25 protein-coding genes are annotated in these 14136 nt (G+C 69.8%); 1 reads left to right on the top strand and 24 read right to left on the bottom strand.

Annotation, left to right across the window (positions count from 1 at the left end; genetic code table 11):
* Positions 1–88 precede the first annotated feature (88 nt).
* The 24 genes from rplO to R2N01_RS09100 form a co-directional block, all read right to left on the bottom strand.
* Entirely contained in the window at positions 89–532 is a 444-nt protein-coding gene (gene rplO / locus R2N01_RS09215; protein ID WP_316670498.1) for a 50S ribosomal protein L15, read from the bottom strand.
* A 2-nt stretch (positions 533–534) separates the two neighbouring features.
* Complete coding sequence (gene rpmD, locus R2N01_RS09210; protein WP_316670496.1) at positions 535–717, bottom strand: 50S ribosomal protein L30; 183 nt, start codon at positions 715–717, stop codon at positions 535–537.
* Positions 717–1331: a 30S ribosomal protein S5 gene (gene rpsE, locus R2N01_RS09205; RefSeq protein ID WP_316670495.1), complete on the bottom strand. Its 615-nt coding sequence runs from the start codon at positions 1329–1331 to the stop codon at positions 717–719. The genes rpmD and rpsE overlap by 1 nt, the downstream gene beginning before the upstream one ends.
* A gap of 19 nt (positions 1332–1350) precedes the next feature.
* A complete protein-coding gene (gene rplR, locus R2N01_RS09200) occupies positions 1351–1734 on the bottom strand; it encodes a 50S ribosomal protein L18 (RefSeq protein WP_316670493.1) in 384 nt (127 codons plus the stop codon).
* A 2-nt stretch (positions 1735–1736) separates the two neighbouring features.
* Positions 1737–2279 (bottom strand): 50S ribosomal protein L6, encoded by a 543-nt coding sequence (rplF, locus tag R2N01_RS09195; RefSeq protein ID WP_316670492.1) that lies wholly within the window; start codon positions 2277–2279, stop codon positions 1737–1739.
* 29 nt (positions 2280–2308) lie between these two features.
* The gene (gene rpsH / locus R2N01_RS09190) at positions 2309–2716 is read right to left on the bottom strand and encodes a 30S ribosomal protein S8 (RefSeq protein WP_316670491.1); all 408 of its coding nucleotides are present in this window, start codon (positions 2714–2716) and stop codon (positions 2309–2311) included.
* A 149-nt stretch (positions 2717–2865) separates the two neighbouring features.
* Positions 2866–3051 carry a type Z 30S ribosomal protein S14 gene (locus tag R2N01_RS09185; protein WP_316670490.1) on the bottom strand — a complete coding sequence of 62 codons (186 nt, stop codon included), beginning with the start codon at positions 3049–3051 and terminating at the stop codon, positions 2866–2868.
* 6 nt (positions 3052–3057) lie between these two features.
* Complete coding sequence (gene rplE / locus R2N01_RS09180) at positions 3058–3717, bottom strand: 50S ribosomal protein L5 (RefSeq protein ID WP_316670489.1); 660 nt, start codon at positions 3715–3717, stop codon at positions 3058–3060.
* Entirely contained in the window at positions 3717–4091 is a 375-nt protein-coding gene (gene rplX, locus R2N01_RS09175) for a 50S ribosomal protein L24 (protein WP_316670487.1), read from the bottom strand. The genes rplE and rplX overlap by 1 nt, the downstream gene beginning before the upstream one ends.
* A 2-nt stretch (positions 4092–4093) precedes the next feature.
* Positions 4094–4465, bottom strand: a complete 372-nt coding sequence (rplN, locus tag R2N01_RS09170) for a 50S ribosomal protein L14 (protein WP_316670486.1) — start codon at positions 4463–4465, stop codon at positions 4094–4096.
* Between the two features lie 127 nt (positions 4466–4592).
* Positions 4593–4871, bottom strand: coding sequence for a 30S ribosomal protein S17 (gene rpsQ, locus R2N01_RS09165; RefSeq protein ID WP_316670484.1), 279 nt, complete (start codon positions 4869–4871; stop codon positions 4593–4595).
* Positions 4868–5116 carry a 50S ribosomal protein L29 gene (rpmC, locus tag R2N01_RS09160; RefSeq protein ID WP_316670483.1) on the bottom strand — a complete coding sequence of 83 codons (249 nt, stop codon included), beginning with the start codon at positions 5114–5116 and terminating at the stop codon, positions 4868–4870. Before rpmC ends, rpsQ begins: the two co-directional genes overlap by 4 nt.
* A gap of 1 nt (position 5117) precedes the next feature.
* A complete protein-coding gene (rplP, locus tag R2N01_RS09155; protein ID WP_316670481.1) occupies positions 5118–5537 on the bottom strand; it encodes a 50S ribosomal protein L16 in 420 nt (139 codons plus the stop codon).
* A 6-nt stretch (positions 5538–5543) separates the two neighbouring features.
* The gene (gene rpsC / locus R2N01_RS09150) at positions 5544–6359 is read right to left on the bottom strand and encodes a 30S ribosomal protein S3 (protein ID WP_316670480.1); all 816 of its coding nucleotides are present in this window, start codon (positions 6357–6359) and stop codon (positions 5544–5546) included.
* A 2-nt stretch (positions 6360–6361) separates the two neighbouring features.
* Complete coding sequence (gene rplV / locus R2N01_RS09145; RefSeq protein ID WP_316670478.1) at positions 6362–6769, bottom strand: 50S ribosomal protein L22; 408 nt, start codon at positions 6767–6769, stop codon at positions 6362–6364.
* A gap of 26 nt (positions 6770–6795) precedes the next feature.
* The gene (gene rpsS, locus R2N01_RS09140) at positions 6796–7077 is read right to left on the bottom strand and encodes a 30S ribosomal protein S19 (protein ID WP_316670476.1); all 282 of its coding nucleotides are present in this window, start codon (positions 7075–7077) and stop codon (positions 6796–6798) included.
* A 19-nt stretch (positions 7078–7096) separates the two neighbouring features.
* The gene (gene rplB, locus R2N01_RS09135) at positions 7097–7933 is read right to left on the bottom strand and encodes a 50S ribosomal protein L2 (protein ID WP_316670475.1); all 837 of its coding nucleotides are present in this window, start codon (positions 7931–7933) and stop codon (positions 7097–7099) included.
* A 38-nt stretch (positions 7934–7971) separates the two neighbouring features.
* On the bottom strand, positions 7972–8283 hold the full coding sequence (gene rplW, locus R2N01_RS09130) for a 50S ribosomal protein L23 (protein WP_316670473.1): 312 nt from the start codon (positions 8281–8283) through the stop codon (positions 7972–7974).
* Complete coding sequence (rplD, locus tag R2N01_RS09125) at positions 8280–8978, bottom strand: 50S ribosomal protein L4 (protein ID WP_316670471.1); 699 nt, start codon at positions 8976–8978, stop codon at positions 8280–8282. Before rplD ends, rplW begins: the two co-directional genes overlap by 4 nt.
* The gene (gene rplC / locus R2N01_RS09120; protein WP_316670469.1) at positions 8975–9634 is read right to left on the bottom strand and encodes a 50S ribosomal protein L3; all 660 of its coding nucleotides are present in this window, start codon (positions 9632–9634) and stop codon (positions 8975–8977) included. Before rplC ends, rplD begins: the two co-directional genes overlap by 4 nt.
* 11 nt (positions 9635–9645) lie before the next feature.
* Complete coding sequence (rpsJ, locus tag R2N01_RS09115) at positions 9646–9957, bottom strand: 30S ribosomal protein S10 (protein ID WP_016668002.1); 312 nt, start codon at positions 9955–9957, stop codon at positions 9646–9648.
* Positions 9958–10325: 368 nt separating this feature from the next.
* A complete protein-coding gene (gene gltX, locus R2N01_RS09110; protein WP_399553270.1) occupies positions 10326–11720 on the bottom strand; it encodes a glutamate--tRNA ligase in 1395 nt (464 codons plus the stop codon).
* A gap of 105 nt (positions 11721–11825) precedes the next feature.
* On the bottom strand, positions 11826–12329 hold the full coding sequence (locus R2N01_RS09105) for a GNAT family N-acetyltransferase (RefSeq protein ID WP_316670461.1): 504 nt from the start codon (positions 12327–12329) through the stop codon (positions 11826–11828).
* Positions 12330–12395: 66 nt separating this feature from the next.
* Positions 12396–12845, bottom strand: coding sequence for a hypothetical protein (locus tag R2N01_RS09100; RefSeq protein WP_399553268.1), 450 nt, complete (start codon positions 12843–12845; stop codon positions 12396–12398).
* Positions 12846–12992: 147 nt separating this feature from the next.
* On the opposite strand from R2N01_RS09100, the gene R2N01_RS09095 reads away from it, so the two are divergent.
* Positions 12993–14136 (top strand): DUF2079 domain-containing protein (locus R2N01_RS09095; protein ID WP_316670458.1); only part of this gene is annotated, 1144 nt, incomplete at its 3' end.

Raw genomic sequence — 14136 nt, 5'->3', positions numbered from 1 at the left:
GGGGCCCCCGGGGGGCCGGGGGGGGGGCCCGGCACGGGGGGGGGGGGGCCCCCCCCGGGGGCCCCCCCCGGGCGTTTCCGGGCCGGGTTCAACGCTCGGTGACGCTGCCGCCGGCCTTCTCGATCTTCTCCCTGGCAGAGGCGCTGAACCTGTCGGCGGTGATGTCGAGCCTGACGTCCAGCTCGCCGCCGCCCAGTACCTTGACCGGGCGACCGCCCCGGACGAGACCCGCACCGACGAGATCCTCGACGCCCACGGCGCCGCCGGAGGGGAAGTGCTCGGCGATCCGGGCCACGTTCACGGGCTGGTACGCCACTTTGAACGGGTTCTGGAAGCCGCGCAACTTCGGCATGCGCATGTGCATGGGCATCTGGCCGCCCTCGAAGCTCTCGGGCACGCTCTTGCGCGCGCCCGTGCCCTTGGTGCCGCGGCCTGCGGTCTTGCCGCCCTTGCCGGCCTCACCGCGGCCGACGCGCCTCTTGGTGCGCTTCGCACCGGGTGCAGGACGCAGGTGATGAACCTTGATCGTCATGCTCACTTCACCTCTTCCACGGTGACCAGGTGGCGCGCGGCGCGGATCATGCCCCGGATCTCCGGGCGATCGGGCTGCGTGACGGTGTCACCGATTCGTTTCAGGCCGAGGGCCCGCACGCTCGCGCGGACTGCGGGCTTCTGGGCCACGATCGACTTGGTCTGCGTGATCTTCAGGTCCGCCATCAGGCCGACACCTCCGATTCCCTGCGGGCACGCAGCAGGGCGGCCGGGGCGATGTCCTCGACGGACTTGCCGCGGCGCCTGGCGACCTGTTCGGGCTCCTCGAGCATCCGGAGGGCCTCGACGGTGGCGTGGACCACGTTGATGGCGTTGGCCGAGCCGAGGGACTTGGCCAGCACATCGTGGACGCCGGCGCACTCGAGGACGGCGCGGGCCGAACCGCCGGCGATCACGCCGGTACCGGGAGAGGCCGGGCGCAGCATGACGACGCCGGCGGCCTTCTCGCCCTGCACGGGGTGCGGGATGGTGCGCTGGACCAGCGGTACCCTGAAGAAGTGCTTCTTGGCCTCCTCGACGCCCTTGGCGATGGCCGCGGGCACCTCCTTGGCCTTGCCGTAGCCGACGCCCACGGTGCCCTCGCCGTCGCCCACCACGACGAGCGCGGTGAAGCTGAAGCGGCGGCCGCCCTGGACGACCTTGGACACGCGGTTGATGGCGACGACGCGCTCCAAGTACTCGTCCCTGCGCTCGTTCTGCCTGTCGCGGCTCCGACGGTCGTCACGGCCGCGACGGTCACCGCCCTGGCGGCCGCTGGTGCCGCGCTGGGATGTATTCATCGCTTTTCCTATCCTTCCGTCAGAGATTCAGGCCGGCCTTGCGGGCGCCGTCGGCGACCGCGGCCACTCGACCGTGGTACTGGTTGCCGGCGCGGTCGAAGACGACCTGCTCGATGCCGGCGTCCCTGGCGCGCCGGCCGACGAGTTCACCGACCCTGGCGGCCTTGGCCGTCTTGTCGCCGTCGAGGGCGCGCACGTCCTTCTCCATGGTGGAGGCCGAGACCAGCGTGACGCCGGCGACGTCGTCGACCACCTGCGCCACCATGTGGCGCGCACTGCGGGTGACGACCAGGCGCGGGCGCTCCGGGTAGCCGAAGATCCTCTTGCGCCCGCGCGTCTGGCGGCGCAGCCGGGAGGACGTGCGGGCAGCGAGGTGCTTCCGATGATTGATGTTGACCGCCATGATCACTTACCAGCCTTTCCGACCTTGCGGCGGATGCGCTCGCCGGCGTAACGGACGCCCTTGCCCTTGTAGGGCTCGGGCTTGCGGATCTTGCGGATGTTCGCCGCAACCTCGCCGACGACCTGCTTGTCGATGCCGTGCACCTTGAAGCTCGTGGCCGTGATGACCTCGAAGGTGACCCCTTCGGGGGCGTCGACGACCACCGGGTGCGAGAAGCCGAGCGCGAACTCGAGCTGCTTCGGCCCCTTGGCGACGACGCGGTAGCCGACGCCGACGATCTCCAAGTGCTTCTCGTAGCCCTCGGTGACGCCGATCACCATGTTGTTCACCAGGGTGCGGCTCAGACCGTGCAGCGACTTGCTGACGCGCTCGTCGTCAGGACGCTCGACGATCAGCCGACCCTCGTCGTCCCTGGAGACGGTGATCGGTTCCGGAATGGTCCGCGAGAGCTCGCCCCTCGGGCCCCTCACGGTCACATCCCGCCCGGCCAGAGTCACCTCGACACCGGACGGGACGGTGATGGGGAGCCTGCCGATTCGTGACATCTGTGTTCTCCTAACCTGTCTCGTTCCGGTCACCAGACGTAGGCGAGCACTTCGCCGCCCACGGACTCCTCATGGGCCTGCTTGTCCGTCATCAGGCCCTGAGAGGTCGAGATGATCGCGATGCCCATGCCGCCCAGTACCTTGGGCAGCCGGTTGGACTTCGCGTAGACGCGCAGACCGGGCTTGCTGATGCGGCGCACGCCGGCGATGGAGCGCTTGCGGTCGTCGCCGTACTTGAGCCTGAGGGTGAGCGTCCTGCCCACCTCGCCGGCCTGGGGCTCGGCCACCGTGAAGTCGGAGATGTAGCCCTCCTGCTTCAGGATCGCGGCGATGCCCACCTTGATCTTCGAGCTGGGCATGCTCGTCTCGTCGTGGTACGCCTGGTTGGCGTTGCGCAGACGCGTGAGCATGTCTGCGATCGGGTCGGTCATAGTCATGGCTTGCTAGCCTCTTCCTCACAACGGTTTCCGGACGGCGCCCGGACCTGTTGTGTTCGAGTTCGGGTCCGCCGCGCCGCGGCACCGGGCCGGGCGGGCGGAGGGGCGGCTCGCGCCGCCGCGGGGTCGCCGGATGGGCGCTTGCGCGCTCACCAGGACGACTTGGTCACGCCGGGCAGATCGCCCGCGTGGGCGAGCTCGCGCAGGCAGATGCGGCACAGGCCGAACTTGCGGTAGACGGCCTTCGGCCGTCCGCAGCGCTGGCAGCGGGTGTACGCCCGCACGGCGAACTTCGGCCTGCGCGCCTGCTTGACCTTCAGAGCGGTCTTGGCCATGAGCTGTCACTTCCTCCTGCGGCCGTACTGGGGACCGCTGTTCTTCTTGGTCTTGGGCTCGTCGACCGCCCTGAACGGGAAACCGAGGGCCCTGAGCAGGGCCTTGCCCTCCTCGTCGGTCCCGGCGGTCGTCACGAAGGTGATGTCCATGCCGCGGACGCGATCGATCCTGTCCTGGTCGATCTCGTGGAACATGACCTGCTCGGTCAGCCCGAAGGTGTAGTTCCCGTTGCCGTCGAACTGGTTGCCGCTCAGGCCGCGGAAGTCGCGGATACGGGGCAGGGCCAGCGTCAGCAGGCGGTCGGCGAACTCCCACATGCGGTCGCCCCGGAGCGTGACGTAGGCACCGATGGCCTGGCCCTCGCGCAGGTGGAACTGGGCGATCGACTTGCGGGCCTTGACGACCATGGGCCGCTGGCCGGTGATGGCCGTGAGATCCCTGATCGCTCCGTCGAGCACCTTGGAGTCGTGGGCCGCCTCGCCGACCCCCATGTTCACGACGATCTTGGTCAGACCGGGAACCAGCATCGGGTTGGTGTACTTGAACTCCTCCTGGAGGCTCTTGCGGATCTCCTCGCGGTACCTGGCCTTCAGGCGGGGGGTCTGCGGCGCCGTGGCGCGGGCCACGTCGGCGATCCTGAGGGCGCTGTCGTTGGTGCGGGCCATCAGATCTCCTCCCCCGTCTTGCGGGCGATGCGGACGCCGCGGGTGCCGTCGTACTCGGAACCGTCGGGACGGCGCTTGGTCGCGCTCACCCGCCTGGAGCCGATGCGCGTCACGACGTCCCTGCCGCCGTCCTTGACGAGCAGCTGGACGTTGGAGACGTGGATCGGGGCCTCGCGCGAGATGATCCCGCCCTTGATCTGGCGGCCGGTGGCCGGATCGCCGGTGTCGCGCTGGTGGCGCTTGACGATGTTCACGCCCTGGACCGTCACACGGGCCCTCTCCGGGAAGACGGCGATGATCTCGCCGACCGCCCCCTTGTCCTTACCGGCGATGACCTTGACGCGGTCACCCTTCTTCAACTTCATCTTCGCCATTGTCAGATCACCTCGGGAGCCAGCGAGACGATGCGCATGAAGCGCTTGTCGCGTAGTTCACGGGCCACCGGCCCGAAGATGCGAGTGCCACGGGGCTCGCCCGTGTTGCCGCCCAGGATGACGACCGCGTTCTCGTCGAACTTGATGTAGGAACCATCGGCACGACGGTGCGACTTGACGGTGCGCACGACGACGGCCTTGACGACCTCGCCCTTCTTCACATTGCCACCGGGAATGGCGTCCTTGACGGTGCACACGATGGTGTCACCGAGCCCGGCGTAGCGGCGCTTCGAGCCGCCGAGAACACGGATGCACAAGAGCTCCTTGGCACCGGTGTTGTCGGCGACCTTCAGTCGCGTCTCCTGCTGGATCATTTCTTCTCCTCTGCCCGACCGGTTCCCCGGGTCCGCCCCGAGGCCTCGCCGGACTCGTAGTTGGCCCCTGGATTCTGCCAGGGGCGGCAGCGGCGCCACCGACGCGGATGGCGCCACCGGGTCTCGGTTACTTGGCCTTCTCGATGATGGCGGCCAGGCGCCAGCGCTTGGTGGCGGACAGCGGTCGTGTCTCCATGATGCGCACGCGGTCGCCACGGCCCGCCTCGTTGTTCTCGTCGTGGGCCTTGAAACGGACGGTCTTGGTCATGACCTTGCCGTAGAGGGGATGCTTGACGCGGTCCTCGACGGCGACGACGATCGTCTTGTCCATCCTGTCCGAGACCACCAGGCCCTCGCGGACCTTGCGGGTGTTGCGCTTGACTGTGCTGTTGGTCGACTCGCTCATGCCTCGGCCTCTCCTTCACGATCCGGATCGTCGACGATGCCGAGGTTGCGCTCCTGCAGCACCGTGTAGATGCGGGCGATGTCCTTGCGGACCCCGCGCAGTCGCGCGGTGTTCTCCAGCTGGCCGGTGGCGGCCTGGAAGCGCAGCGCGAACAGCTCCTCCTTCAGCTCCACGACCCTGGCATTGAGATCGGCCCGGGACAGCCCGCGCAGCTCGGCGGCGGTGTTGCTCTGGTTCTTCGCCATGTCAGTTCTCACCTGCTTCGCGCTTGATGACGCGTGCCTTGAAGGGCAGCTTGTGGATGGCCAGGCGGAGGGCCTCGGAGGCGATCTCCTCGGAGACGCCGGACAGCTCGAAGAGCACGCGGCCCGGCTTGACATTGACGACCCAGAACTCGGGGGTGCCCTTGCCGGAGCCCATGCGGGACTCGGCGGGATGCTTGGTCAGCGGGCGATCCGGGTAGACGTCGATCCAGACCTTGCCGCCGCGCCTGATGTAGCGGGTCATGGCGATACGGGCGGCCTCGATCTGGCGGTTCGTCATGTAAGCCGGCTCGAGGGCCTGGATGCCGAACTCGCCGAAGGCCAGCTGGGTACCGCCCCTGGCCATGCCGCGGCGCTTCGGGTGGTGCTGCTTGCGGTACTTGACGCGCTTGGGAATCAACATGGTTTGTCAGGCTCCTGCGTTCTGGGTTTCGGGCGCCTCCGCCGGGGCGCTGGGAGCGGCGCTGCGAGGGGCCTGCTCGCGGGCGGCCTCGGCGCGGCGACGGCCGGAGCGCTCACCGCGTCCGGGACGGCGGTTGCTGCGCTGGCGGCCCGGGGCCGCCTGGCGGGCGGCCTTCTGAGCGGCGCGCTCGGCCCGGGTGCCGGTGACATCGCCCTTGTAGATCCACACCTTGACGCCGATACGGCCGTAGGTCGTACGGGCCTCGTAGAAGCCGTAGTCGATGTCGGCGCGCAGGGTGTGCAGCGGCACGCGACCCTCGCGATAGCCCTCGGCCCGGCTCATCTCGGCGCCGCCGAGACGGCCGGAGCACTTGATGCGGATGCCCTGGGCGCCCATCCGGATGGCGGTCTGCTGGGCCTTGCGCATCGCGCGGCGGAAGGCCACGCGGGCGCCGAGCTGCTCGGCGATGCCCTGGGCCACGAGCTGGGCGTCGGTCTCGGGGTTCTTGACCTCGAGGATGTTCAGCTGGATCTGCTTGCCCGTGAGCCTCTCGAGCTCGCCGCGCACACGCTCGGCCTCGGCCCCGTTGCGGCCGATGACGATGCCCGGACGCGCGGCGTAGAGGAAGATCGTCAGGCGCTCGGAGCGGCGCTCGATCTCCACGGAGGAGACGCCGGCGCGCTCGAGGTTCTTCACGAGCCAGGCGCGGACCCTGTCGTCCTCGCCCACGAGCTCGGCGTACTGCTTCTCGGCGTACCAGCGCGACTTGTGGTCGGTGGTCACACCCAGGCGGAAGCCGCTCGGGTTGATCTTCTGTCCCATGCTCAGGCCTCCTTCCTGGCGGCCGAGCGGGGCTCGACGACCGCGGTGATATGACTGGCGCGCTTCAGGATCCGGCTGGCCGACCCCTTGGCACGGGCGCGGATGCGGCGCATGGTCACGCCCTCGTCCACGAAGATCTGGCTCACGTAGAGGTCGTCGCCGCGAAGGCCCTCGGCCGACTCGGCGTTGGCGACCGCGCTCTGGATCACCTTGCGGACCGGCTCGGCGGCCGCCTGCGGGGCGAAGCGGAGGGTCGCGATGGCCTGGTTGGCGTCCATCCCGCGCACCGTGTCGACGACACGGCGCACCTTGCGGGGGCTCATCCGGACATGACGCGCAACGGCGTACGAGCCAGGGCGATCCCCGAGCAGGGCAAGACGACGGCTGGGCCGTTCGTTGTTATTGCTCATCGAATTCATTCCTTCTGGTCCGCGCCTCAGCGCCGGCGGGCCTTCTTGTCGTCCTTCACATGGCCGCGGAAAGTACGCGTGGGCGCGAACTCGCCGAGCTTGTGCCCGATCATCGCCTCGGTGATGAACACCGGGACGTGCTTGCGCCCGTCGTGCACGGCAATGGTGTGACCGAGCATGTCCGGGGTGACCATGGAGCGGCGCGACCAGGTCTTGATGACGTTCTTGGTGCCGTTCTCGTTCTGCAGGTCGATTTTCTTCTGCAGGTGCTCGTCGACGAACGGGCCCTTCTTCAAGCTGCGAGGCATTGTCTTACTGGCTCCTGAATCAGCGCTTCTTGCCGGACTTGCGGCGACGGACGATCAGTTTGCTGCTGGCCTTGTTCTTGTTGCGGGTGCGGCCCTCCGGCTTGCCCCACGGGCTCACCGGGTGGCGCCCGCCGGAGGTCCGGCCCTCGCCGCCGCCGTGGGGGTGGTCGATCGGGTTCATCACGACGCCGCGCACGCTCGGGCGGATGCCGCGCCAGCGGTTGCGACCGGCCTTGCCCCAGCTGATGTTGGAGTACTCGGCGTTGCCGACCGCGCCGATGGTGGCCCGGCAGCGGACGTCGACCATGCGCATCTCGCCCGAGGGCATGCGCAAGGTGGCGTACCTGCCCTCGCGGGCGACCAGCTGGATCACGGCGCCGGCGCTGCGGCCGAGTTTGGCCCCGCCGCCGGGGCGCAGCTCCACGGCGTGCACCTGGGTGCCGACGGGGATGTTGCGCAGGGGCAGGTTGTTGCCGGGCTTGATGTCGGCATCGGCGCCGGCGACCACCGTCGCGCCCTGGGCCAGACCCAGTGGGGCGATGATGTATCGCTTCTCGCCGTCGGCGTAGTGGAGCAGGGCGATACGGGCGGTGCGGTTGGGGTCGTACTCGAGGTGGGCGACCCTGGCCGGCACGCCGTCCTTGTCGTAGCGCTTGAAGTCCACCAGCCGGTAGGCCTGCTTGTGCCCGCCGCCGATGTGGCGGGTGGTGATGCGCCCGGAGTTGTTGCGGCCGCCGGTCTTCGGCTTCGGGGCGAGCAGCGACTTCTCCGGCCTCGAACGAGTCAGTTCACCGAAGTCGGACACGCTGGAGCCGCGGCGGCCCGGCGTGGTCGGCTTGTACTTACGAATAGCCATGAGGTCTCTTCGTTCCTTGTCTACGCGTCGGCTCCCGGTCACTCGGCCGGAGCATTCCCGAAAATGTCGATGTGGTCGTCGGCCGCCAGCGTCACGATGGCGCGCTTGGTGTCGGCGGTCCTGCCGGTGCCGTAGCGCGTGCGGCGCCTCTTGCCGACGCGGTTCAGGGTGTTGACTGACAGGACCCTGACGCCGAAGACGGCCTCGACGGCCTCGCGGATCTCGATCTTGTTGGCCTTGGGGCTGACCTCGAAGGTGTAGGTGTTCTGATCGATCAGGCCGTAGGTCTTCTCGCTCACCACGGGGGCGAGGATGACGTCGTGCGGATCGTGGATCTTGAAGTCGCTCACTCGGCGTCCTCCTCAACCTCGGCATCGCCGCTGACGGCGACGGCCTTGACGGACTTGCCCCTGGCGGGGCCGGCGATGAAGGCCTCGAGGGCCGGCCTGGTGAACACCACGGCGTCGGCGACGAGCACGTCATAGGCGTTCAGCTGGTCCCAGCTGAGGACGTGGACGCCGACGAGGTTGCGCAGCGAGAGCCAGCTGTTCTCGTCGCCGCGCTCCAGGACGGCCAGGACGCGGCCGTAGCCGCCGAGAGCGGCGAGCAGGGCGGCAGCCGTCCTGGTGCTGGGCCGCTCGGAGGCGACGAAGGAGTTCACCACGTGGAGACGGCCCTCGCGAGCGCGATCGGACAGGGCGCCGCGCAGGGCGGCCGCGATCATCTTCTTGGGCGTGCGCTGCGCATAGCTGCGCGGCACCGGGCCGTGGACGATACCGCCACCGGTCCACTGGGGGGCGCGGGTCGAACCCTGGCGGGCGCGGCCGGTGCCCTTCTGGCGCCACGGCTTCCTGCCCCCGCCGGAGACCTCGGCGCGGGTCTTCGTGGAGTGGGTGCCCCGGCGGGCCGCGGCGAGCTGGGCGGTGACCACCTGGTGCATCAGCGGGATGTTGGCCCGGACGTCGAAGAGCTCGCCGGGCAGCTCGACGGAGCCGACCCTGTCGCCCCTGGCGTCGATGACGTCGACGGTGCTGTTCTCGTTCACTTGGCATCACCCTTCTTGGCGGCGCTGCGTACGACGACGAGACCGCCCTTGTTGCCGGGGACGGCGCCGCGCACGAGGATCAGGCCCTTGTCGGCGTCGATGGCGACGACCGAGAGGTTCTGGACGGTCTTGCGCTCGTTGCCCATGCGGCCGGCCATGCGCAGGCCCTTGAACACGTGACCGGGAGTGGAGCAGGCGCCGATGCCGCCGGGCGAGCGGTGCTTGCGGTGGACGCCGTGGCTGGCGCGCAGACCGGCGAAGCCATGGCGCTTGACGACGCCGGCCGTGCCCTTGCCCTTGGTCACACCGGTGACGTCGACGACGTCCCGGGCGACGAAGGTGTCGGCGCCGAGCTCCTGGCCCAGGGTGTACTCGGCCGCGTCGCTGGTGCGGATCTCCGCGAGATAGCGGCGCGGGGTCACGCCGGCGGCGGCGAACTGGCCGGCGTCGGGCCTGTTGACCGACTTGGCCCTGACGGCGCCGTAACCGAGCTGGACGGCGGAGTAACCGTCCTTGTCAGGCGTGCGGACCCGCGTGACGACGCAGGGGCCGGCCTGGATGACGGTGACCGGCACGAGCCGGTTGTTCTCGTCCCACAACTGGGTCATGCCGAGCTTGGTGCCCAGCACGCCCTTCACTCTGCGATCGGTAGTCATGTTCTGCGGCCTCACGGAAGCTTGATTTCGATGTCGACGCCGGCGGGAAGATCGAGACGCATGAGCGAGTCGACTGTCTTCGGAGTCGGGTCGAGGATGTCGATGAGCCGCTTGTGGGTGCGCATCTCGAAATGCTCGCGGCTGTCCTTGTACTTGTGGGGCGAACGGATGACGCACCACACGTTCTTCTCGGTCGGCAACGGCACTGGGCCGGCGACCTTGGCACCCGTACGGGTGACGGTGTCGACGATCTTGCGCGCCGACGAGTCGATGACCTCGTGGTCATAGGCGCGGAGCCTGATGCGGATCTTCTGTCCCGCCACGGTTGTTCCTCTTCTCGTCCCTGCTGAGCCGGTGCAACCGGCCCGGCCTGGTTGTGACCAGGGAGGATTCACCTTGAAAACTCTTCGTCTTCACCGCTATCCGCCCTTGTCAATGTCATGTCGCACGGTACCCGTGGTCGGGTGTGTCGACCGGCGTTTTTTGAGCGCACGCCATGCGTGCGCTCTTCTGCGGTCGGACGGGCCATGCGGGCCCCGTCACTCACTCGGCTCGGGTTCCCCGCCGCAGGACACCCCCGGACTCCGTCCGGGCGCACCTCACGCTGCGCGGAGCAACTTGTCCATAATCCCATGAATCGGCTGCTCAGGCAAATCATCTCTGCCGTTTCTCTCGCCCGGGCCCCGGCGCGTCAGAGACTCCTGCGCAGCGCCGCGACCCTGGCCAGCGTGGACTCGCGGCCCAGGATCCGGCAGGTCTCGAACAGCGGTGGGCTGACCTTGCGCCCGCTGGTGGCCACGCGCAGCGGGGCGAAGGCCAGGCGCGGCTTGATGCCCAGCTGGTCGACGAGCCTGGCGCGCAGGGCGGCCTGGATCGGGGCCGCCTCGAAGGGCTCGACCGATCCGATGACCTCGGCGGTGGCGTCGAGGATCGCGGCGGCGTCGTCCTTGAGCTGGCCGCGCGCGGCGTCCTCGACGAGGATCGAGTCGTCGGGGGCCGTCAGGAAGGCGATCTGCCCCCAGGCGTCCGAGAGCCTGACCAGACGCGGCTTGATCATGCCGGCGGCGGCGCGGACGACGCCCTCCCAGGCGGGATCGGGATCGGCGCCCCACTGCCCGGTCTCACCGATGAACTCCACCAGGCGATCGCCCAGCGCCTCATCCGTCAGCTCGCGGATGTAGTGGCCGTTGAGCCAGTCGAGCTTCCTGGTGTCGAAGACCGGGCCGACGGTGTTGACCCTGCCCCAGTCGAAGCCCGCGACGAACTGCTCGAAGGTGCCGACCTCCTGGTCGCCGGCCGACGGCGGGTAGGCCAGCAGCTGGAGGAAGTTGCGCAGGGCCTCGGGCAAGTAGCCCTGCTCCTTGAACCACATGAGGCGCGCGGCCGGGTTCTTGCGCTTGGAGATCTTGGAGTGGTCGGGGTTGCGCAGCAGCGGCATGTGCGCGAACTGCGGCATGTCCCAGCCGAGCCACCGGTGGAGCAGGACGTGCTTGGGCGTGGAGCTGATCCACTCCTCGCCCCGGACGACCGTCGTGATGCCCATCTCGTGGTCGTCGACGACGACGGCCAGGTGGTAGGTGGGGAACCCGTCGGCCTTCATGATGACCTGGTCGTCCGGGAACGGGGCCCGCACCTCGCCGCGGATGAGGTCGTGGAAGGTCGTGGGCGCGTCGTCGGGGACGAGCATGCGCACCGTGGGGTCCTCGGTGAAGCCGGGCAGTTCGGCGCGCTCGTCCCTCGTCATGCCGTGGCACAGCCGGTCGTAGCGGGTGTCCTGCCTCCTGGCCGCCTTCTCCTCGCGCATGGCGGCCAGGCGCTCGGTGGAGCACCAGCAGTAGTACGCGTGACCGTCCGCGATGAGCCTGTCGACGACGGGCCGGTAGCGGTCCAGCCGCTCGGACTGCCGGTACGGGGCGAAGGGGCCGCCGGCGACCGGCGACTCGTCGGGGCGCAGGCCCAGCCAGTCGAGGGTCTCGACGATCTGCTGCTCGGAGCCGGCGACCAGGCGGTTGCGGTCGGTGTCCTCGATGCGCAGGACGAACCTGCCGCCGGTCTTCACCGCCCACGCCTTGTCGAAGAGGGCCATGTAGGCGGTGCCGACGTGCGGATCGCCGGTGGGGGACGGGGCGACGCGGGTGCGAGCAGGAGTCGTCATAGTGGCGACAAGTCTAGTGGGGCCCTCGGGCGCCTCCTAGCCGGTGTGGCGCAGGCGCAGCTGGGGGCCCGCCGAACGCACCGGGACGAAGCCGCAGCGCTCCAGGACGGCGACCGACGGGTAGTTGTCGGGGTTCACGTCGGCGAGCACCGTGGCGCAGCCATTGGCGTGGGCCCAGTCCAGGAGGGCGCTCAGCGCCTCGGTCATGTAGCCCTTGCGCCGCTCCCCCGCCGCGAGGCCGTAACCGATCTCGGCCGCCCCGCGCAGGTCCGGCGGGGCGTGGAAGCCGATGTCGCCGACGACCAGGCCGTCGCAGCGGCGCACGATCATGTACATCCCGTAGCCGGGCACCCAGTTGTCGAGCTCGATGGCGGCCCGGGCAAGGCGGGCGGCGCCGCTCGTGTCGGCGTGCGGGTAGCCGGGCGCGCACGGCAGCGGGCACACCCCCGCGGCGAGCTCCTGGGCCCGGGCCGGGTCGACGCCGACCAGGTCCAGCCGCCGGGTGCGCAGCGAGATCGGTTGCCAGGGCTGGGCGCTCATGCCCCCATCCTGACGCACCGGGCCCAGGGGATCCCCAGGCCCCGGGCGGGACGCCCGCAGCGGCGATCATGCCGGACCGGCGGTGGCGGGACGGCTTCCGGGGCGCCGGGACCCGATCCTGCCGGGCCGGCGCAGGTTCTGTCCGTCCGGGGTGATGTCACGGATGCGGTTGAGTCCCAGACGGTCCACCCGGCGCGTGATCGTGCGCACGCAGCAGCGCAGGTCGTACTGATCGGCGAGTTCGCGGGATCCGGCGGGCGGACCATTTGTTGTGCGGCGCCACTGCCCGATCGGCTCGATGGCCCAGTCCGGCAGGCGTGAGGAGCGTTGCGCGGGGGCGCCGGAGCGGTCTTCCAGGTCCTCGGTGCCCTGGTCGCGGTATCGGCTGGTCCATTTCGATCGGCTGGTCCATTTCGACAGGGTCGAGCAGGCGATGCGGAACTCGGCGGCCACGTGAGCGATCGGGCGACCGCGATGAACGACCTCCTCGACGGCTCGGCGGCCCTCAACGGTCAACGGGGCATTACGGTGGGTCAGGGAACGGGTCTCCTCCCAGCAGATGAACGGTTTCAGCACCACCCATCGTGCCGGGCAGAGACCCGTTCCCCACCCCCCAACCCCGACGCCTACAACGTCATGACCCGCAACACCTAGACTGGGCCGGTGAGCACGCCAGCGGACCCCGAGCGCAGCGCCCGAGCCGGGCGGGCGCGCGCCTGGCTGGACGGGCACTGCATCGCGCTGCTGGCGCTCCTGTGCGCCGCCGCGCTGGCCGCCTATGTGACCGTCAGCCTGCTGAAGTACGCCCGGCTGGGCGACGGGATGGACCTGACGATCTTCGACCAGGCCATCCGCTCCCTGGCGCACGGCGGTCCCGGGTGCACGACGATGAAGTCGCCGGGCATGTCGATCTTCGGAGACCACTGGCATCCGATCATCGCGGCTCTGGTGCCGCTCTACTGGGTGCGGGACGACCCGCGCGTGCTGCTCGTCGTGCAGGCGCTCTGCGTCGTGTGGGCCGGCTGGGTGCTGGGACGCCTCGCCCGGCGGCGGGCCGGCGCGGGACCGGCGCTGGCCGTCACGGCCGCCTGGCTGTGCGGGATCGGGGTGCAGTCGACGATCACCTTCGACTTCCACGAGGTCGCCCTCGGGGCGCCGCTGCTGGCCCATGCGCTGAGCGCCTTCTGCCGGGGGCGCTGGAGGCGCTTCTGGGCCCTGGCCGCCGCGCTCATGCTCGTCAAGGAGGACATGTGCTTCCTGGTGGGCGGCCTGGCCATCGCGCTGCTGGTGCGCCGCAGGATCAGGGCCGGTCTGACCCTCGGGGCCTTCGCCGTGGCGTGGACGGTCGTCGCGGTCCTCGTCGTCATCCCCCGCTTCAACCCGAACCACGTCTACCCCTATCTCGGCTCGCTGGGCACCGTCACTGTCCAGGGGATCGCCTCCGAGACCCATCCCGGCTGGTACGGCCCGCTGACGACGCTGGGCACCGCCGGGCTCCTGCTGGCCGCGACCGGTTTCGTCGCCGCCCGCTCGGCGCTCGTCTGGGGCTTCATCGGGCCCCTCGCGGTGCGCGCCGCCTCGAAGAACCCGCAGCACTGGACGGCCGGCTTCCACTACAACCTGCTGCCCATGCTCGTCCTCTGCTTCGCCTTCGTCGACGCCTGGCCCGCCCTCGTGGAGCGGGCCGCCGCGCTGCGCGCCCGGGGCGCGGCCGGAGCCCGGGCCCGGGCCGTGCGGGTCTGGCGAACGCTGGCCCTGCCCGTCATGGTCGCCGACGCGCTCGTGTCGGTCCCCACCGGCTCCGTGC

The sequence above is a fragment of the uncultured Propionibacterium sp. genome (genome assembly GCF_963539965.1).
Classification (GTDB): Bacteria; Actinomycetota; Actinomycetes; order Propionibacteriales; family Propionibacteriaceae; genus Propionibacterium.
The sequence above is the reverse complement of the archived record's forward strand: the minus strand, read 5'-3'. Positions and strand labels throughout refer to the sequence as shown.